Genomic DNA, 19,948 nt, shown 5'->3' with positions numbered 1-19,948 from the left:
TCTCCTCTTTGCGCTCCACTCCGATCTCGCGCGGACTAGCGACGATTGGTGCTGGTCGGCCTCATCGGGCTGACGTTGCGCGTCTGATCCTCACCGCGCAACAGCTCGTTCTCGACGTGCAACTTCGCGACCGCGGTCGCAGCGATGGTGAGTTGCCCTTCGAGTTCCTTGACCCGGGTACGTAACTGCCGTATCTCCGATCGCCGCTCTGTCAGCTGACGCTTTAGGTTCTCGATCTCCTTGTCCCGCGGTTGCGTGCCGTCGACTCGACGATTCCATTCTTCGAGCACGGCCGTGGCGCGGTTCATCGTGGCACGACTTACCTCCGCCTCGCGATACAGGTTCTCCTTGATCAGTCGGCCGTCCGTGCGCAGTGGAGCGCCGGCAAGCAGACGCTCCATCGCTTCGCGGAGCCTGCGCTCCGATGCGCTCATGGCGTCAGGCATCCGTGAATCTCCTTGTGATCTTGCGTACATCTTGAAGCTCGGCCTCAAGCTGCTCGCGATTGTGCGGGGCGACACGTCGATCTCGGAGTTTTGCCACGAGGTTACGCTCCTCGGCGATCCACACAGGCGCATGTTCGTCCGTGATGACAGAGTTGCCGCACACGGTTGGCTGACAACGATTCGGCATGACGCCGTCCGCGGCCGCCGTCGCGGGCAACCCCGTGAGGCAAACGGCCTGCTCTGGATCTCCGAGACAGTGGTTGATCGTTCCCCACCGCAGGGTGCTGAATCGGTCTCGAAGGAGAGCGCGCAAGGTACGTTCGTCTCCGATCTTGACCGCGCTGCCGGCGTCTTCCTCGACGTGCGTCAGCGCGCTGCGGAAGCGTTGCGCGCCGGCGCCAGCAAGTCGGAGGTGGCTCACTGAATCTGAGGACCACATGCCGACGAGACGCGAGGCTACGGCCTCCTGAAGTTCGTGCTCGAACTCCGCAGCCCATTCCGGTGTCTCGCTTGCGTATCCGGACGTCGTGCCATTCGCGACGGCCCGACGCGCGGCATGCTTCAGCTGGATGCCGAGCGCTATCTCTCCGTCGGGCTGCTGAGCTGTGATGGCCGCCATCGTGCGGCGAAACATGTGTGGGGCGAGGTGGAAGTTCGGAATCGGTTCGAGGCCAGCGCCCGGCCCCAGTGCGTTGAGCTGAGGGATGAACTTCTTAAGTTCATCGTGCCGATCAAAGTGGACGGTGCGGCCTCGGCCGTCGCGGTTGCGTCGTGTCGAGCCGAACACCTCCTCGCCAAGCGCGAGCCGCTCCGCGACAGCTATCGCCTGTGCAACGGGTTCGATGATCCACCAGTTGCGCAGGTGCGTTCCTTTTCGGCCCTTGCGCAACTGGGACGTGACCGCCGGCGCGCCGTAGGAGGTCGTGAGTGCATCCTTCTTGATGCTCAGCAGCTCGGAGTCGCGCATCATTGTGAGCGCGGCGCAGAAGACGTAGCAAGCGTTGCGAAGGACCTTCAGTTGCGCGCGGACAGTCGCCGGGTCGAACCCGTTGATCCAGGGACCGACGCTGCCGTCCGCTCGGGTGACATCAGTGGCAGTGGTCATCAATCCGCCCGGGGTCGTCCGAAGTGCGCCCGTTGCGATCGCGTGCGTCACCTTGTGTCGGCGACGCACTACGGCAGGCGAAGTGAGTTCCGCGAACATGCTCTTGCTGTGGCCGCCGGTGACGAGCAATGAAAGCAATGTCCAGTGAATCTCTCCCTGCTGGAATCGTCCGTACGTCAGACGATGCAATGGGACAGAGCTGCTCGTCGCGTCGATCCAGCGCTCGAGAGTGCCGTCAGGATCGTTCAGTCGTACGCGATCCTCCGCAGGACGATCGAGGGCAGCCCATTCGGCAGCTGCAGCAAGAATGTCGTGTGAGAACACATCTATGTACTGCCAGCTGGCTCGCAAGAGAGGCCACCAGACCGCTGGTGGGATCACGGGCGTGCTCAGTTCCTCGCTGGTTGAACGCCCGCTCAGCGCCATCGTCGTCTGAGCTCCCCACGGGCGGAAGGCGATTCCGCCTCCGGTGAGGACGGCGTCGAGGTCATGAAGCGAACGCACTGCATCGACAGCTGAGGTAGTCGCTGAGCTGACGTTCAGCGACTTCATCTGGACAAGGAACTGGTCCAGATGTGCTTGCTGTAGATCCCGTAGCGGGAGCCCCCCGCAGTTTTCTCGGTGCCACGAAGCGAAGTGTTTCAGGCCGAACAGGCGAGAGCTGATCGTCTTGACCGACACCGGTGTCGACCGGCGGTAGACCCCGTGCGCGCGGAGCGTCTTGTGGGCGGGATTGAGTAAAGCGATCGCGAGTTCGCGGGCACGTAGGTTCCATGCGCCGTCGAAACTGTCGAACAGCAGGGACGCGGAATGTCGACCGGCGGCTGGATTCCATCCCAGGGCGAGGAGATCCCATCGCTGGCGGTCACCGAAGGTCGGGATCACATGCTCATTCTCAAGATGTCGGTGCCGCAGAACAGGTTCGTCATCAGGCCAGAAGTCGCTCAGCCGCTCCGAAGCTGGTGCGTTTTGCGCGATCGACGTGGTGTTCATAGGTGAGTTCCCCGTTGGGCGAGGGGTACATGGATGGTCGGTTGCTGATTGTCGATCTTGTTCTCGGCCGCCTGCAGATCGTCGGGCGTGAACTCGCTCAGTATCCGCTCGACGTTCATGAGCTGTTGGCCGTGGACTGCAGCAAACTGGCCAGGGGACATCTCCTTCTCATACCCACGAAGGATGTCTCGGTATGCAAGGATTCGCGGCAGATGGTCGGTGAACACGATTGCGTTCGGACAGGCGAAACACATCGAGGGTCGATGCTCGCAGAGCCGACCGGCGGGACTGAAGGGCGACCCATAAGGCGAGGAACACTGGGCAACGTTCATCGCACGGTCAGTTGGGCTCGATGACAGCTCGGCCGTTGCGGCTGTTGAAAGTTCGCTCTTTGTGTCTGTCGTCACGGCCTTGGCGGGCGACTTGACGAAGATCGGCCCCTCTCTAAGTCGATCGAACACAAGAGCTTGAGCGGCGTTGACAGCGGCGCCGGCGAGGACGTGGACGGTGGTGGACTGGGCGTAGTGGCGTTGATAGACGGCGATGCTGTGATCGTCGCCGGCCGCGGCATCGGCGCTTCGCAGCACCGCTGCGCGAACACTCTTCACCGTCTTGCGAAGCCGTCGAGCGTCGTGAGGCCGCGAGATCCCCGGTGCGATGCTGCTGAGCAGCGCGCCGAACGGTTGGCGGTGGAATGGAGACGCGCGGGGTTCGAGGTGGCGACTGATCGTTCTTTGAACGGTGAGGAACAGGGCATCTATCGTCGGATGCTCCATCGTGTTGGCCTCATCTCTGGCGTGGGCGGTGGCAGCGAGGAGGCGGCGGACGAGGTCGCCGGCTTTCCAACCGTTGTCGGCGTCTGCCGAGGTGATCGGACAGCGGATGGTGCGGCTTCGATGCGCGCGTGCTTTGTGGACGCGCACGTGGAGCGCTGCATCGCTCGATTCAATGTCTTGAACCGTGACACCTGACCATTCCTCGGGAGCTGCTCCGGTGGCCAGCTGCAGCAGAGTGCGGAACGCGATCAAATCCTGGTCCGACGGGTAGAGGTATGACATTGCACGGATCATCGACTGGTGAACGGATTCGTCCTCGAGGCCGGCGCCATCGAGCTGGTTGAGCACGCCGGACCTGCACGCCAGAGCCACATCATCGAAGATCGATGGGTTGTCAGCCCGACCCAACCATCGGACGCCCCACAACACACTGGCGGGGCTCGACCAGCCGTCATCTTCGGGGTTCTTGTTATCGAGCAGTAGCTGTCGCCCAAGCGAGAGTCTTGCTTCAAGGGCGCGTATACGGTTGCGGCAGGCGTCTCGAATCGCGAGGCGCTCCGCGTTCGAGAACTCGTCCAACGGTCGATCCTCACCGCCGCGATGAAGGACCGGGCCTTGGGCCCACCGCATCAGGGGTTCGCTGACTTGCTGGCCGCTGGCTGCGCGTACTCGGAGGAGCCGCCGGATCTGGCGGCCTCGGCGGTGAGGCACGTGGCTTTCGGCTGAATGGGCCTCACTGAGTGAGGATTCCCACTCATGCAGCGCCTCAACCACAGAAGCATCTGCTCGTGACAGGGAGGCCCCTCGGGGGATGGATTCTGGTAAGTCCGTCAGGAGGCTCTCGAGGCCGCGGCGGTAGTGGTACATCGTGCCGTCAGCGAGGCCAAGGGAACTCCTCATTTCAAGCAAGGCGTCGGCGAGCTCGGCTGCGAACACTGGGTGCCGATAGTCCAGTGGGCGTACGACGGAGTCAACGACGCTGCCGGTATCCGTGCGGAACGACATTGGGCGTGGCGCTAGGTTGTGATCGATCATGAGTTAGTCCGATCGGCTAGTGCAGCCTCCGCAAATGTCACTGCGTCATCGTTCCAACTCTCGAACACGTCCTGGATCAAGGCATCCGTGTCCTCGACATAGCGAAGGTAGATCATGGTCGTCGCAGGATTTGAGTGTCCAAGTAGCCGTTGTACGGTCAGCCGAGGATTCATCGAAATGTGCTCGGAAAGCGTCGCCGGGCCGAGCGAGCCCGCTCGACGCTCTGCCTCGCGAGCCAGAGCGAGCTCGGTCAGCGCCCGGAGCGTGACCACTGCGAATGTGTGCCGCAGATCGTGTGGAGTGACGCGCTCGCGGCGTCCACCGAGTCGCTCCGGAGCTAGGTCCACCGCGCGCGCACTCGCGAGCTCAAAAGCTGAGTGCCATGCTCGCAAGCTGATCGGCAGACCGCCTCGCCCCAAGAAGAGGCCGAGCGCTTCAAGCCCGTGCTCGCGCTCAACAACGGCGATCCGTCGGAGATGAGGCGGCAGCAGGTGGAGCCTCCACCTGGAACGACGGCCATCGAGGCGACCACGAATAACACCGGCCGCGGTATCCAGCTCTTCGACGACGAACAGCTCATCGCGGCGGGCCCACAGCGAAGACGCCGAGCGCCGCACGAGTACGCGCCGCTCCGTTTGCCTGTAGAGGTCGATCGTACGCAGCGTCGACACCGGGATGGATACTCGACGGCGCTTCTGATACTTCGCACATGCCTCGAGCAGGATGGATGAGCCCACCCCCGACGGCGCGGTCACCTCTGCGTCGAGGAGAGTGGAGAACTCGGACACTCTCATTCCTGTCGTCACAGCGATCTCGGCGCCGGCCAACGACCGAAGCGAAGAGCGACCGCGCCAGCTTGGGTCGATCCCGCCTGTCGGCCTCATCCCTCTGAGGCCGACGTCGCGGAATGCGACCCACTGCTCCCGAGTCAACGGCCGGATATCAGGCTCGCTGTGCCAAGGGCTGCGCAAGGCTGACGAACGTCCAATCGTGATCCACGGTTCACGGTCGATCATCCCCGTCTGCATCAGCAGGCTGTAAACGCCACGGATCACGACTACCTCTCGTTGCCACGTCGCCGGGGACACCGGCTCGGTGCTGGACAATCGCGAGTCGCGGTAAGCGACGATGTCATCTGTGGTCGCCTGGATGACGTCGGTCCCGCGTTTCGCGAGGAACGATGCGAACCGGAACGCGTCGTAGCCATAGTTGCGCACGGTCGTCTTACCCGTGGCGGCCGCGATGGACCGAAAGTATGTCATCCACGGTTCGACAGGGCGCCACTGATCGTCGAACAAGAGCGGCGTCCCGTCAGGCAGCGACGATGTCGACGCGTATGTATCCCGAGTCAGATTGTCGGCAGCGATCGACGGCGAGAGCCGACGATTGATGAATCGAAGGTGCATGGTGCTCCGGGGTTCTGATCGGTGCTTGATTGAGACACTGACAGAACCTACACATAACTGCGTGTGGATCGGGCAACTTCCTCGTTATCGCCTACAAGGAGCTGCGCAAGCTCGAGCACGCCATCCTCGAGCGGCTCGCAGAGCTGAGCTCCTCGCACCAGATGCTCTGGGCGGACTCGAAGATCAGCATCGAGAACTTCTACGGCATCGAGATCGACGACTTCGCCGTGGAGGTTGCGATCCTCTCGCTCTGGATCGCGAAGCACCAGATGAATCGGGAATTCCGCGAGAAGTTCCGTGTCGAGATCCCGCTGATCCCGCTCAAGGAGACCGGGCAGGTCAAGGCCGGAAACGCGGCGCGGGTGGACTGGAACGAGGTATGTCCGAATGACGGTGAGTCGGAGATCTACCTGATCGGCAACCCGCCGTACAAGGGTGGTAAGTCGCAGAGCAAAGAACTGAAGGCTGACTATCCGTTCGTGTTCGGGACGCGTCCCCACTCGAAGGACCTCGACTACATCGCCCTCTGGTTCGTGAAGGGTGCCGATTACATAGAGGGCACGCGTGCGGAGCTGGCTTTCGTGACGACGAACTCGGTCGCCCAGGGTGAGCAGGTCGGGCTGATGTTTCCGATGATCTTCGCCAAGGGTATCGAGATCGGGTACGCGTACACGTCCTTTAAATGGGAGAACAACGCCAAGCACAATGCTGGCGTGACAGTTGCCGTGATCAACCTCCGTGTTGCACGACCTGGGCAGAAATTCATCTTCACCGATGGGCTTCAGATCGAAGCTAAGAACATAAACGGGTATCTGGCTGATGCTTCCTCCGTGTTCATCTATCGCCGAACTGGAGTGCTCAGCCATTCGCTACCGCGCATGGTCTTGGGCTCTATGCCAAAGGATGGCGGGCACCTGATCCTCGACTCGGCGGAGCGCAACCATGCGATCGAGGCGGCCCCTGAGGCGGACAAGTACCTCAAGCAGTACGTAGGGTCGGCAGAGTTCATCAACGACATCCAGCGATTCTGCGTATGGGTCTCAGACGCAGAACTGTCTTCCGCGAAGCAGGTGGGACCGATCGCAGCACGACTTGATGCCGTAGCCGAATGGCGCGGGGGTCGCGAGGAAGTCGGCGTCCGTGCATTCGCCGAGTTCCCTCACAGGTTCAAGCAGGTCGCCTACAAGGCCACCGAGTCGATCATTGTGCCGCGGGTGTCCTCGGCGCGACGAGAGTATGTCCCGATCGGGTATCTCGGAGAGAACGCCGTAATCTCCGATGCAGCCAATGCGGTCTATGACGCGGAGCCGTGGATCTTTGCGCTGCTCACTTCGAGGATTCACATGGTGTGGCTCGCTGCGGTCGGCGGTCGAATGAAGACTGACTACCGCTACGGTGCTTACATCGTCTACAACAACTTCCCCGTCCCCCCGCTGTCGGAGGCGGTGAAGGAGAAGCTCACCGTCGCCGCCCTCCGCGTGCTCGACGTACGGGAGTACCACTGCGAACAGACGCTGGCCGAGCTCTACGACCCCGAAAAAATGCCGCAGGACCTGCGCGACGCACACGCCCAGATCGACGCGCTGGTTGACTCGATCTATTCGAAGAAGCCTTACGAGACGGACGAGCAACGTCTGTCCGACCTGTTCGCGCTGTACGAGCGGATGACCGCAGAGGAGGCCGCGAAGGCCCCGGCGAAGAAGACCCGGAGGACTGCGAAGTGAACGCGATCAACAAGCCCTTGAACATCGTCGACGTCACGTATGCACAGACCAAGGCTTCGGTGAACACCGACGCGCTGGGCATGCGCGAGATGCAGCAGCGCGTGTTCGAGCAGCGCGACGCCCAGCACCTGCTGGTGAAGGCCCCACCGGCGTCGGGCAAGTCCCGCGCGCTGATGTTCGTGGCGCTGGACAAGCTCTACAACCAGGACCGCAAGAAGGTCATCGTCGCCGTGCCGGAGCGGTCCATCGGCGCGTCATTCGCCTCGACAGCGCTGACGAAGCATGGCTTCTGGGCGGACTGGGAGATCAAAGACGAGCACAACCTGTGCGACGCAGGATCATCGGCGGGCAAGGTCGACGCGTTCGTAAAGTTCCTCGAGGGCCCCGATGCCGCGCTCGTGTGCACGCATGCGACCCTGCGGTTCGCGTTCGAGAAACTGGCCCCGGAATCGTTCAACGGCGCGGTGCTGGCGATCGACGAGTTCCACCACGTCTCCGCCGACACCGAGTCGTCGCGGCTGGGCGCGCTGCTCCGGGACGTGATGAACGGCTCGGACGTCCACATCGTCGCCATGACGGGGTCGTACTTCCGCGGAGACTCCGTGCCGGTGCTCTCGCCCGAGGACGAGGCGAAGTTCACACCGGTCACGTTCAACTACTACGACCAGCTCAATGGCTACGAGCACCTACGGTCGCTGGGCATCGGACACCACTTCTACCAGGGCCGGTACACGGACGCGATCCATGAGGTGCTCGACCTCGACAAGAAGACGATCGTGCACATCCCGAGCGTGAACTCCGGCGAGTCCACGAAGGACAAAATCGAGGAGGTCGGCCGGATCATCGACGCAATCGGTCACGTCGAGTCGACGGACCCGGACACGGGGATCATCAGCGTGCGTCGCGAGGACACGGGTGCGGTCGTGCGAGTCGCGGACCTCGTCGACGACACCGATCAGAAAAAAGCGCGGCGACACGCTGCACTACCTGTCACATACCGCGTCGAAGGAGCGCGACGGCGTCGATATCATCATCGCGCTGGGCATGGCGAAGGAGGGCTTCGACTGGCCGTTCGCGGAGCATGCCCTGACGGTCGGCTACCGAGCGTCGCTCACCGAGGTGATCCAGATCATTGGGCGCGTGACGCGCGACAGCCCGGGCAAGATGCATGCGCAGTTCACGAACCTGATCGCCGAGCCCGATGCCTCGCAGGGCGAGGTCAAGGTGTCAGTGAACAACATGCTCAAGGCAATCACGGCGTCTCTTCTTATGGAGCAGGTGCTCGCGCCGAACTTCAACTTCAAAACGAAGAAGTTCGATGACGATGTGCCGGCAAAGAAGGGCGAGCTCAAGATCAAGGGCTTCAGGGAACCCTCGAGCGACCGTGTGAAGCAGATCGTCGCGACGGACCTGAACGACCTGAAGGCGACGATCCTGCAGGACGACACCTTCGCCCGCGCAGCCGCAGGCTCCGTCGACGCAGAAACGACCAACAAGGTACTGATTCCTAAGATAATTCGTGAGAAGTATCCCGACCTCACCGAGGAGCAGGTCGAGGAAGTGCGTCAGCAAGTCGTCGTGGACTCGGTGATCAAGAACGGTGAGGTGCGCGAGGTCGGTGACAAGCGGTTCATCAAGATGGCCGAGAAGTTCGTGAACATCGACGAGCTGAACATCAACCTCATCGACTCGGTGAACCCGTTCCAGCGGGCGTTCGAGGTGCTGTCGAAGTCGGTTACGCCGTCGGTGCTGCGCTTGATCCAAGACACGATCACCTCGACGAAGATCGAGTTCTCGGAGGAGGAGGCGCTGGCACTGTACCCGAAGATCAAGGCCTGGGTGCAGGTCAACGGCAAGCGCCCCGATCTGCGCTCGGATGACCCTGCGGAGAAGCGCATGGCCGCGGCGCTGCTGTTCCTGCAGAAGCTGAAGCAGAAGCGCGAGGCCGAGAAGACAGCGACCGAGATGGGGGAGCCGTCGTGACCCCGATCGATTTCACGTTCAACGAGAACGTGGTCCTCACAATCGACGACATCCTCGACGACGAGCTGCTAAAGGCGCCGGAGCAACCGAAGAGGATCACGTCATCCGACCGCCTGGAGCGTGCTTTCCTCGAGATCGTCGAGTTCCGGCGTAGCGAAGGGCGGGCGCCCAGCCCGCAGACGCGTGAGATCGCCGAGCGCAAGCTCGGTGCGCGGCTGGATGGCTTTCTCGCCAACGAGGCGAAAGCTGAAGCGGTGAAGCACCTCGACGAGTTCGGTCTGCTCGAAGCACCTGCAGCGCCAGCGTCGCTCGATGAGCTGCTCGAGAGCGACGATCTCGACGATCTGCTGGGCGATGACGCCGGGATACTTGATGTGTCTGGCTTGCCTGTAATCAAGCGGCCAGAGTCCGCCGAGTCTGTCGCACAGCGCGTGAAGGCGAAGGACTTCGAACAGTTCGAGCCACTGTTCAAAGCCAAGCACACAGAGCTCACCGACGGCACTTTCACGCTGAAGCCATTCACCGGCATGGACCTGATCCGAGAGGGTGTGTTCTTCGTCCTCAACGGCGTCATGTGCTTCGTGGCAGAGGTCGGTGACGACGTTGACCTCGTCGTAGGTGGAAAGCGCACCCAGAAGCAGCGCCTGCGAGTGGTGTTCGAGAACGGCACCGAGTCAGCAATGTACAAGCAGAGTCTGATGACGCGGATGTATGAGGCACAAGGGCAGGTTCTGGCTCGCGCCGGTCACGACTCGGATGAGATCCTGGACGCAGACATCGAAAGCGGCCACATATACGTGCTGCAGTCACTCAGTACAGACCCGCTGATCGCGAATCTCGAGCACCTGCACAAGATTGGCTTCTCGACCACGAGTGTCGAACAGCGCGTGAAGGGTGCATCCACGTCCCCGACCTATCTGATGGCTCCCATCAAGATTGTCGCGGACTACAGGGTCTACAACCTCAAGGCCTCCGCGTTGGAGAGTCTTCTGCACCGTGTCTTTGCGGACGTTCGCCTCGACCTGACGCAGACCGACCGGAAGGGACGCGACTACGATCCGTCCGAGTGGTTCGTCGTTCCGCGCGATGTCATCAACCAGGCCGTGGCGATGATCATGTCCGGAGAGATCGTCGACTACTCCTACGACAAGGTGCAACAAAAGTTGGTGCGACTTGCCGAGTGAGTCCAGCGCCTCTTCCCTGTCGTTCAGACGAGGTTTTGCCGCGCCATCGCTGTGAATCTCAACGTGCCTGGTGGGTGGGCGCAGATTGATCGCCCCAACCGCCAGGTCTCGGCCCATTTCGCCTTGCTGCATCAGCCGCACCATGTCCTCCTGTCGGGGTTGCCCGAGGATGAGGCGGTACAGGGGCAGGGCGTCGAGCAACCGCTCGTACTTCTCGTGATCCCTTCTCAACGTGAACGAGGCAATTCGCCGCTGGATCCGGGCGTCCCCCTCGTACACCCACCATGGCGCGAACTGGTCCAAATCGCTTGGTTTCGGGCGACGCGAGAGCAGCAGCGAACGCCGCGTCTCATACCTCCTCCGAGCCGAGCAGACCGTCCGCATCCGGCGAGAACCGCAGGGTCTCGATCAGCTCCAGCTCGGTCGCATCGGGTTGGCGCGTGCCGCCCTTCACGCGTCACTTCGACTGTGCGGCGTACTGGAAGCACCACGGCACGAACAGCAGATAGCGCACGCGGGTGTGCAGGATTGACGTGCAAGGGAACAGGGCGTCGCTGATGCCGTCGCGGAGCTGCCCGATGCCCAGCTTGTTTCGGCTGTCTCGTTGCGTGAACATCGCCGCGAGTTCTCGCATCCGTAGCTGCTCGTCTGCCGACACGTCGAGCCAGGTGATCACGGACGTCATCAGGTCGCCGCGTGTCTCTTGGCCTCATGGGCTTCCCGCACGCGGGCTCTGATCTCCTGCGCGTCCTGATCGGCCGCGCGCATCAGCTCCAGCAGGTGCTTGTGGTGCGCCCAGTGCTGCTGCCACAGGTCGGGCCCGACCGCCGCTTCAAAGTCGACACGAGTCGGGGATGCCTGGCGCTCGTACTCCTGTAGGCGAGCGATGCGATCTTCGATGTCAGGAACACCGCGAGATTCCGGAGAGAGCGGGGCCGAGCTGCGCATCCAGGTCAGCCAGTCCTTGTTGCCCTTGCTCTGGTTGCACTTGCCGCAGGCGGGTACGAGGTTGTGTATCTCGGAGATGTATCCCGTCGGTCGCTGGTTGCTCACCAGAGGACGAAGGTGGTCCCATTCCGTGCTGGTGTCGCCGCAGTAGCTGCAGCTCACACGATCGAGCATGCCGAGAATCTCGAGGGCTGCCCGGACCTCTGCCTCGGTCGGTACGACCACGGGGATGATGCCGTTCACGAACGAGTTCGTGATGCTCGAACTCCGACCCATGATCCGCACGGGCTTCGGCATCGCGAACAAGCTGAGGTAGATCGGGGACTTCATGTCTCGATCATGGCGGAATCCGCGGCGAGAGCGTCAGAACAAGCGCCGACGGTCGCCGATACAGTGGCACCATGACCTCGATTCCCGTGCCCTCCTCCGGTTTCGCGACCATCGACTTTGAGACCACGGGTTTCTACGCCGAGTGGACCGATCGGGCGATCGAGATTTCCGTGGTCCACTCTGAGCCTGATGGCACGATAACCGGCCAGTGGGAGACGCTCATCAACCCGGGGCGGGACCTCGGGCGTCAGGACATCCACGGCATCAGTTCCCGGGAGATCTTGCGAGCGCCGCAGTTCCCGGGCATCACTGCCGACCTGGTCGATCTGCTCTCACGGCGCGTGGTCGTCGCGCACAACGCATCCTTCGACATGAGATTCCTCGAAGCTGAGCTCGGGCGCGCGGCCTATTGGGCAGGCGTGCCGTTCGTTAGCCTCTGCACGATGCGACTGGCGCGCACCCACCTCGGCGGAAGCAGCACGCTCGCCGATTGCTGTGCTGCCTTCGACATCGACCTCAGCGGGGCACACCGTGCAGCGGTTGATGCGCGCGCGACGGCGGAACTCCTTGGCGCTTTCGTGGCGAGTACGGGACAGTCCACTTGGCGTGATTTGCTCGGCCGGGCTGAGCGCCTCGCTCCGTACGCGGGGGAGCGCGGCGAGTGGCTCGCTCGTTCGAGCGTCGAAGAGTATTCGCCGAGCTTCCTGGAGAGAATTGTTGACCGCGTTCCGGACGTCAGCGACTCCGATGAGCAGGCGGAGTATGTCGCTCTCGTCGAGCGGTGCCTCCTCGACCGCTATCTGTCGGAGCATGAGAAGGACGCTCTCGTCGCATTCGCGGAGCGAGCCGGTCTGCCACGCTCAACGGTCGAGCGGCTGCATCGCGACTACCTCGCCGCGTTGGTCAAGATCGCCTGGGCAGATGGCGTCGTCACCGAGGACGAGCGTGCCGATCTGATCTCCGTTGCGGAGCTTCTCGAAGTCCCCGTCGAGATCGTGCTGGATGCCGTGGCTCAGCCCGTTGAGATCGTGGAGCCTCCGTCGATGTCTGCTTTCGCGCTGAGCCCTGGAGACATTGTCGTTCTCACGGGGGAGATGACGCGAGCACGCTCCGAGTGGGAGCAACGTCTCCGCGAACACGGGATCATCGCGAAGCCCGCCGTGACCAAGGCAGCGCGCCTCGTGATCGCGGCCGATCCCGACTCCCTCTCCGGCAAGGCCCGAAAAGCTCGCGACTACGGCATCCCCATCGTCGGCGAGTCTTGGCTCGCCGAACGCTACGCCTGATCTACCCAGGTAGATCAGGTCACTGACGATGCTTCAGATCCGGGCAGTGCTTCGCGACCCTCGCGCGAGTGGCCTCGGGATCTCTTCAACCAGCTAGCTCCTGTCGGGTTCACGACGTGAGGAATCCTGTCCTTCGTCTCCATGGATTAGCTCCCGCGCAGCCCATTCACCACATAGCCGGTCGGATCCCGATCGAGTCGCCCTGATTCGAGTCCGTAGGCAAGCCCAGCTTCGAGGCGTTCCCTGATCGCGGCGGTGAGGCGCTTGCCACCGAACATGCCTAACGCGTCGCGCTTGATCTCTTCGTCGGTCATGCCGCCCGAAAGGTCGGCGCTGACACGCATCGCGTTCGCGATCTCGACCAGCGAAACATGCTCGACATCGCGAGAGGCGCCCGCTTCAACACACTTGACCCCCATCCACGTGTCGGGCTCGATTTGTTCCGGCCAGAGGAAGGTACGTTCTCCGTCGGCCCGGCTCAGCTCGCTCGGTACACAACGGAGGATGGCGGCCGCACGCACCTGTGAGACTCGGTCGAGCCCGAAGGCGGAAGCGACGAGCTTCACGACACGCGCGCGGTGGACCGGACCTTCTGCCCGGACCACTTCCCGGATCGCGTCACGCACCTGGGTGGCGCTTCGACCGTTCGGGAGTGAGTCGAGGACAGCCACCGTTCCCAGTCGAACAGGAATCCATGGGGCGAAGTCTGCGACGTCAGGGTGTCTACGGGGCGTGAAAGGCGCGGGCTCTGTGGGAGTGATCGGCGCTGCGCGGATCAGCCCCGTCGCGCGGTCGAGCTCGACCCGTGCGCTGCTGATGTCTTCCTTGGCCGAGATGGCCACACAAGACTCAGTGATCGAAGGCTCGGGCCCGTCCCCAGATATATCCGCGGCAACGGTCGCTTCAGATGCGTGCTCGCGTGCCGTCGCGAGGAAGTCCTTCGCATCTTCGACAGCCTCCGCCAGACGCTTCAGGGAACCCTCGTGATCGTGCAGCCACTCCGGGAGCCATACTCGCACGACGCTTGGCCAGCGCATCAGCCCCTTCAAGACATCTACCGGAAGCCCGTCGCGGTCGGCAACGGTCTGTCGTGCTCGCCAGTTCTCGCCGTCGAGGAGCACCGCGACGAGCGGCTGATCGGGCGCATCAGCATCGGCGATGCTGATGTCGACTCGAAACTCGGAGAGTCCGACATCGGTGAGCACCGCGTATCCAGCGGAGCGGAGCTCGGCGGCGATTTCATCGCGGTGTCGATCGATACGAGGCATCCGACGCGCTTCATCAGTGACCGCTTCGACACCGCGCGCGGCGAGCTCGAGGTAGGCCTTGAGGTGCTTGATACCGACCGACCCGGTCTGTTCCGCCCGAAGTTGGTCGGGGTCGAAGCTTGCGAACAGCACCACCTGACGGCGGGCGCGAGTGATCGCCACGTTGAGTCGACGTTCTCCACCGGCGCGTGACAACGGCCCGAAATTCAGAGGGAGCACCCCTCGATCGTTCACGCTGAACGCGACCGAGAACAGGATGGTGTCCCGCTCGTCGCCCTGCACGTTCTCGAGGTTCTTCACGAAAACGCCGTCGCGGGCATCCAGAGCGGCGAGGATGCGGTCATCTCCGGTGTCGCGCAGCATGTTGTCGACGAGGTCGCGCTGCTGAGCGTTGAAGGTGATGATGCCGAGCGACGGAATCTCGTCAGGTGACGCGGTGAATCGGCGACGCACCTCATCGACGATCGCCTCTGCCTCGACTCGGTTCGTGCGAAGCGCCTTCCCTCGCCCGGACCGTTCGAAGTGCCCGTGCACGCGCGCGAAGGCGATGCCGTGCCCGTCGATGCCGTCGTCTGCGGCAGTCGACATTGGAGCCGGGAATGACGAGAGCCGGTTCTCGTAGTAGTGGTGGTTGCTGAACGCGATCAGTGATTCGTCTTGGCTGCGGTAGTGCCAGGACAGCCACTTCCGGGGGACCTGGGCTTGGACGCTTTCCGAGAGAATGGACTCCTCGTCGACGACAGTCTCCGGCGTGTAGTCCGTGTCATCGTCGATCGAGGTGCCGGCGTCCGCGAACGACGTCGGCGGCATCTGCTTGCTATCGCCGACCACGACGACGGCGCGGCCTCGTCCCATCGCTCCGACGGCGTCGGCCACGCGAATCTGGGACGCCTCGTCGAACACCACGATGTCGAACAGGTCGGCTTGCGCGGGGAAGAATCGAGCGACCGACTCGGGGCTCATCAGCGTGCAAGGCATGACCTCGACGATGAGATCACCGAAGTTCTCGAGCATCGTGCGCACCGACATGCCGCCTCGCTGCCGGTCGAGTTGGCGCCGGAGGGCTCCCATCTTTCCGCCTGCCGCAGATGAGACTCGCCTGTCAGCCAACAGTTCAGCCGGGATGGATCGGGGGAGCTCGGAGCGTACCGCGTGCGTCGCGTTCGTAAACCTGCTGATGGTGCGGTTGTGTGCTTGGAGATCGAATCCGGTGAGCGCAGTCGCGTCCTGCCGTTCGAGCATCGAGGCCTTTGCGACGCCCTTGTCGAATGCGATCGCCGCGTACTCGGCCGGCACCTCACCGATCAAGAGCGCGCGCCGCGCAGATTCGAGGCCCGCCGCCCGGAGCGGTTCGAGTGCTCTGGTGAAGTCGAGCCAACGCGCGAGTCCGATGTGCCCGGTCTCCGTGATGCGACGTTCCCCACGGGTAGTCCACCACTTCGTGAGGAAGTCCGAATCACCGACCCAGTCGAGTGCGGCCTCGGAATCGGTTCGGGCGGCCGCTTGCAACTCTCGCCAGGCGGACTGGAAGCGGTCCAGCTCTCCAGCGGATGCCCCGACCGGTGTGCTCGCGAAGTACGCGCGTAAGGCGCCGACGAACGGGTCTTCGCTGTTCCCGAGAGCCGTACAGAGCCACGTGGTCCAGTTGAGCCGGGACAAGACGCCCTCGGCGTCGGCCGGAATGAGCGGGTTGAATGAGGCATCCACGAGTGGGATCGGGACTTTGCCGAGTCGTTCGCGGAGCGTGTCAACTGCGGTCGCCGTCGTATCCATTTCGCCGGTCAACGACGACAGATCCTTCAATCGGATGGTCTTCGGCTCGACCGTGAGTTCGTCGGTGAAGCGGGCCAGAACTTCACGTCTGCGCTTCTTGCGCCCGAAGAAACCCGAAGCATCAGCAGCGACGGCGTCGCGGTGAATTCCGTGGATGTCACGGGCAAGAACACTCGCTCCAACCCGTGCGAGCCATGCCGGCTTCGGGAAGCTCGACACTTCAGCGCGAAGGCTCACCAGGAATGCGGTCCACGCCGGGTCTGAGAGGGCGTCGATCGTTGCGAGCGGGTGGCGTGGCGCGCGACTCACTTCGGTCCACGTCGTGATGCCTGCGGGCGAGCCTTCGAGGGCGAGTTGGTTGAGCGGAATCCCACTCTCGACCACAGCAGCGAGGGCTGAATCGAACGCTGCTGCCACGGCATGCAGCTGGGAGCTCTCGACACGAGTGCCTGGGCGTTCATCAACGAAGCCCCACGGGTGGTTCAGGCTCGGCCGGGCCAAGTCCGCGGTTTCGGGGAGCTGACGAAGTGTTTGGCGGAGCGAGTCGAGGGTCGGCGTATCGGCATTCGCGACCAGCGACGACGGAATCGTGAGCGTGGGTGCGTCTGGGTCTAAGGCCAAGTCGGTCGTTCGGGCGGAGTAGAGCGAGAGGCCCGCGGCGTTCGGCTCGTGCAACCGATCTGCGTACCTAGCGAGTGAACGCCTGCTCGACTGGGCGGCTTCGCTGTCGGCGTGAAGCTTCGTGCTGTCGGCCCGAACGTTGAGGTCGAGCGCGCGTTTGATCTGAGCTCGCACTGCGGCAGGGCGTGCCGACTTATCGTGCAGATCCAACGAGAGATCGCCGAGGCCGACGGATTCGAGTCGGGTCTTCACCACGTCGAGCGCCGCTCGCTTCTCGGCGACGAACAGCACTCGCTTTCCAGCCGCCACGGAGCGCGCGAGCAGATTGGTGATCGTCTGCGATTTACCCGTGCCTGGAGGGCCTTCAAGGACGAAGGTTCGACCGGCGACCGCTTCGGCAACCGCATCGAGCTGGGAGGCGTCGGCGGCCACGGGCACGGATTCGCCGAGCTCGTCGAGGTCCACTCCGGCGGCAGGCGCGATCGGGTCGGAGAAGGGCTCGAGCGGAGTCTGGATGAGGTGCGAAACTAGCGAGTTCTTGGCGAGTACTTCCCAGTTCTCGTCGAGATCTTTCCAGAGACGGAACTTCGCGAACTGCAGGATCGAGAGATCGACAGACTCCTCGACCCGGAAGGGCAGACCGGCCGCCGCGATCGCAGTGCGCGCAGCGTGGAACGCGGCGGGGAGATCGATGCCCGAGTCATCCTCGACTGGGTTCGCAAGCCCGGCAATCTCCAGTCCGAACGAGAGCCGAAGCTTTTCGAGAAGGCAGTAGTTCGGGGTAGAGGTGCCGGCCTCGTCGAGGACGAGGCGGTACTCCTGGCCACGGTTCGCCGTGGTCAGGTTCACCGGCACCAAGACAAGCGGCGACCGGAGTTCCCGATCGCTGAACTTCCAATGCAGCATCCCGAAGGCGAGGTAGAGGTTGTTCGCGCCGCTCTCTTCAACGACGGTCTTGGCCTTGTATGCGAGGTAGCGAAGCTTGCTCGTGTAGCTGGCGCCTGTGATGTCGATGTACGCGCGGCGCTTCGTGGTGAGTGCTTCCTCGCGATTCGATTCAGGGAGGTCCTTCGCCCAACGAACGCCGCGCACCTTATCGACGGTCGGAATGTCGTCGGACGCGTTGAGGGCAACTGCCTGGCCAGCGTTGATCGTGTCTTCGAGTCGAGCGACCGACGAGGGTGGAACCTCGAGGCGATAACCGGCACGGTCGGTGTAATTGATTAACTTGTTCCGAAGGCTGAGGTCGAGCAGCGCGTTCTTCCACAACTGCACGCGACGTGGAACCGTCGACCCGCCAGGAGTGGAGCCCGCGGCCCCACTCGGCGCAAAATACGGCTCGGGAGCCACCGGCTTCGGCGCCTCGTACGCGGTGATGACGACAGTTCCGTCGGTCGCGACTGCGCGACTCGGGAGCGGGAAGATCTGATGTTCGCGGGCCTCGCGCACGTCGGTGACCCCGAGCAGCTCGTTCCACTCGGCGTCGGGGCGAAGGTACCTCGCCCGGGGTGCGCGATTCGCGTCGCCGAACGAACGGGACTCAGCGCCGCCAGTGAGCATCGTTGTTTCGATGAGCCCGATATGGCCGAGGTCGACGAGATTGGCAAGCTCCATCGCGTCGGTTGTGGCGACGGTACCGAGCGAGTGGTCGGAGCGCCAGTATCCGAGGAAGATGTGCCCGTTTGCGAGCCACATGGTCGAGTTAACTCCGGCGAGCTCGAGCGCCGATGCCATCGTGATCGTGGTGTCGAGGCACGTGCCGAGACGCTCTTCGAGGACCTCGCGCGGGGTGCGAACTCGCTGGCCGCGCTGTCCCCAGGTCGCGGGCGGCTCGGCATATCGGATGTCCCGACGTCGAATCGCGTCGTAGATCGCAGCTGCGATCGCATCGACCCGATCGGGACTCTCGGACTGGTATCCGTCGATCTCGGTGTTCCCTGTTGTAACACCGAGAATGTCGCTTGCTTCGACGAGCAGGGACGGAAGTGCGGAGGAATTGGGTTGCACGTGGGCTGCCAGCAGTTCGAGGCCGAGTTGAAGCGGAGTGCCGATCCACTGATTCGCCGCGAGCACCCGGACATCCTTCGATGACAGCGCGAGCACGGTTCCTGCCGCGTCGCGAAGCGTGACGCGCAGCACGCCTTGCTGTTCCACGTCGATCTCAAGCATGCGCTGCGGGTCGAGTTGCAGTCCGATGTCGCGGATGGTCGTCGACTGTCCGACCTCCAAGTCGACAAACTGTACCTTCGGGTCGCCGAGGGAGCCGGTTGCGGAGAGTACATCGATTTCGAGGGATGCCCCGCGGTGATCTTCGAGGACATCGACGATAGTGACCTCGTCGAGCACCGGAATTTGGTTCATCGCCATCGGATAGCTGAGGTACGTGATCGCGTTCGTCTCGATGCGCGCGACGGCTCGCTGAGTGATCGATCCGGGCGTCGCGACGGCACCAGCCGCATCGTTGGGAATCCGGGCGCGAGTGCCAGGGTCGAGCGGAGCAGTCGACTCGGCGGCCGGCTGACCCGAGTTGGCCATCGCGGGAGCAGGAAGTATGGGGGTCTTCAACCTCGCGACTTCGGCGGCCTCGTCGTCGGCGGCAATCAGACGAAGGAGCAGCTCCATCGAATCCATAGCGCGGTATGCCTGGGCGGCAGAGAACGATTGATTGTGTGCCCAGCCATTGCGGACCTGCCGAAGCTCGCTCGCATACAGCTTGCCCTGACGCGACAACGCACGTTCGAACGGGTAGCCGAGCTCGCCGAGATGTTCGGTCATGGCGCGCAGCATCAAGGAGAGGTCACCGCGCGAGTACTGGGTGACGTTGCGACCACCGCGACGGTCCTTCTGCTGAAGGATCGTGGTCCAATCGCTGATGTCAGGTGCGGCCTCGGCGAGCACGCGGTCTACGAACGGGCGCAAGCCGTCGATCAGTACTCCGAGCGCATCGCCGACGTCGGAATGATGGTTGCTGTCTTGCACGGGTCTCCTCCTGCTGGACCTTTCGATGCCGAGTCGATCGACGATAGGGGTGACCGACGACATCGCAGGGAGTAAGGCGAGGGTATCGGAC

General features: G+C 63.1%; 12 protein-coding genes. 5 read left to right on the top strand and 7 right to left on the bottom strand.

Annotated features, from left to right (window positions below; translation table 11 throughout):
• Positions 1-35: 35 nt before the first annotated feature.
• The 4 genes from ACLF6J_RS09915 to ACLF6J_RS09900 all read right to left on the bottom strand — a co-directional run bounded on the left by ACLF6J_RS09915 (position 36) and on the right by ACLF6J_RS09900 (position 5,761).
• Positions 36-446: a hypothetical protein gene (locus tag ACLF6J_RS09915; RefSeq protein WP_421076865.1), complete on the bottom strand. Its 411-nt coding sequence runs from the start codon at positions 444-446 to the stop codon at positions 36-38.
• On the bottom strand, positions 439-2,544 hold the full coding sequence (locus ACLF6J_RS09910) for a hypothetical protein (protein ID WP_421076864.1): 2,106 nt from the start codon (positions 2,542-2,544) through the stop codon (positions 439-441). The genes ACLF6J_RS09915 and ACLF6J_RS09910 overlap by 8 nt, the downstream gene beginning before the upstream one ends.
• Positions 2,541-3,899, bottom strand: coding sequence for a hypothetical protein (locus ACLF6J_RS09905; RefSeq protein WP_421076863.1), 1,359 nt, complete (start codon positions 3,897-3,899; stop codon positions 2,541-2,543). Before ACLF6J_RS09905 ends, ACLF6J_RS09910 begins: the two co-directional genes overlap by 4 nt.
• Before the next feature lie 452 nt (positions 3,900-4,351).
• A complete protein-coding gene (locus ACLF6J_RS09900) occupies positions 4,352-5,761 on the bottom strand; it encodes a tyrosine-type recombinase/integrase (protein ID WP_421076862.1) in 1,410 nt (469 codons plus the stop codon).
• 53 nt (positions 5,762-5,814) lie between these two features.
• Between ACLF6J_RS09900 and ACLF6J_RS09895 the strand changes: the two genes are divergently transcribed.
• The 4 genes from ACLF6J_RS09895 to ACLF6J_RS09880 are packed head-to-tail and all read left to right on the top strand — an operon-like array spanning position 5,815 to position 10,652.
• The gene (locus ACLF6J_RS09895) at positions 5,815-7,485 is read left to right on the top strand and encodes a class I SAM-dependent DNA methyltransferase (protein ID WP_421076894.1); all 1,671 of its coding nucleotides are present in this window, start codon (positions 5,815-5,817) and stop codon (positions 7,483-7,485) included.
• A complete protein-coding gene (locus ACLF6J_RS09890; protein ID WP_421076861.1) occupies positions 7,482-8,807 on the top strand; it encodes a DEAD/DEAH box helicase in 1,326 nt (441 codons plus the stop codon). Before ACLF6J_RS09895 ends, ACLF6J_RS09890 begins: the two co-directional genes overlap by 4 nt.
• Positions 8,725-9,468, top strand: a complete 744-nt coding sequence (locus tag ACLF6J_RS09885; RefSeq protein ID WP_421076895.1) for a hypothetical protein — start codon at positions 8,725-8,727, stop codon at positions 9,466-9,468. Before ACLF6J_RS09890 ends, ACLF6J_RS09885 begins: the two co-directional genes overlap by 83 nt.
• On the top strand, positions 9,465-10,652 hold the full coding sequence (locus ACLF6J_RS09880) for a GIY-YIG nuclease family protein (RefSeq protein ID WP_244093562.1): 1,188 nt from the start codon (positions 9,465-9,467) through the stop codon (positions 10,650-10,652). Before ACLF6J_RS09885 ends, ACLF6J_RS09880 begins: the two co-directional genes overlap by 4 nt.
• Before the next feature lie 457 nt (positions 10,653-11,109).
• Here ACLF6J_RS09880 and ACLF6J_RS09875 read toward each other — a convergent pair whose 3' ends face one another.
• Complete coding sequence (locus ACLF6J_RS09875) at positions 11,110-11,337, bottom strand: DUF6361 family protein (RefSeq protein WP_134352724.1); 228 nt, start codon at positions 11,335-11,337, stop codon at positions 11,110-11,112.
• Positions 11,337-11,930, bottom strand: a complete 594-nt coding sequence (locus ACLF6J_RS09870; protein WP_134352725.1) for an HNH endonuclease — start codon at positions 11,928-11,930, stop codon at positions 11,337-11,339. The genes ACLF6J_RS09875 and ACLF6J_RS09870 overlap by 1 nt, the downstream gene beginning before the upstream one ends.
• 71 nt (positions 11,931-12,001) lie before the next feature.
• Here ACLF6J_RS09870 and ACLF6J_RS09865 point away from each other — a divergent pair, with 71 nt between their 5' ends.
• Entirely contained in the window at positions 12,002-13,216 is a 1,215-nt protein-coding gene (locus tag ACLF6J_RS09865; RefSeq protein WP_134352726.1) for an exonuclease domain-containing protein, read from the top strand.
• Between the two features lie 146 nt (positions 13,217-13,362).
• On the opposite strand, the gene ACLF6J_RS09860 is transcribed toward ACLF6J_RS09865, so the two are convergent.
• Positions 13,363-19,857, bottom strand: coding sequence for a DUF3320 domain-containing protein (locus ACLF6J_RS09860; RefSeq protein WP_208526498.1), 6,495 nt, complete (start codon positions 19,855-19,857; stop codon positions 13,363-13,365).
• Positions 19,858-19,948 lie beyond the last annotated feature (91 nt).

The sequence above is a fragment of the Microbacterium sp. IO18 genome (assembly GCF_049099505.1).
Taxonomy (GTDB): domain Bacteria; phylum Actinomycetota; class Actinomycetes; order Actinomycetales; family Microbacteriaceae; genus Microbacterium; species Microbacterium aurugineum.
Note: the sequence above shows the minus strand (reverse complement) of the source record. Positions and strands in the feature narration are given on the sequence as shown.

What these genes read in the sequence shown, in the direction of transcription:
- ACLF6J_RS09865 (WP_134352726.1), top strand. Translation starts at nt 12,002, where the DNA reads ATGACCTCGATTCCCGTGCCCTCCTCCGGTTTCGCGACCATCGACTTT.
- ACLF6J_RS09870 (WP_134352725.1), bottom strand. Translation starts at nt 11,930, where the DNA reads ATGAAGTCCCCGATCTACCTCAGCTTGTTCGCGATGCCGAAGCCCGTG.
- ACLF6J_RS09875 (WP_134352724.1), bottom strand. Translation starts at nt 11,337, where the DNA reads ATGACGTCCGTGATCACCTGGCTCGACGTGTCGGCAGACGAGCAGCTA.
- ACLF6J_RS09885 (WP_421076895.1), top strand. Translation starts at nt 8,725, where the DNA reads ATGCTCAAGGCAATCACGGCGTCTCTTCTTATGGAGCAGGTGCTCGCG.
- ACLF6J_RS09910 (WP_421076864.1), bottom strand. Translation starts at nt 2,544, where the DNA reads ATGAACACCACGTCGATCGCGCAAAACGCACCAGCTTCGGAGCGGCTG.
- ACLF6J_RS09900 (WP_421076862.1), bottom strand. Translation starts at nt 5,761, where the DNA reads ATGCACCTTCGATTCATCAATCGTCGGCTCTCGCCGTCGATCGCTGCC.
- ACLF6J_RS09915 (WP_421076865.1), bottom strand. Translation starts at nt 446, where the DNA reads ATGCCTGACGCCATGAGCGCATCGGAGCGCAGGCTCCGCGAAGCGATG.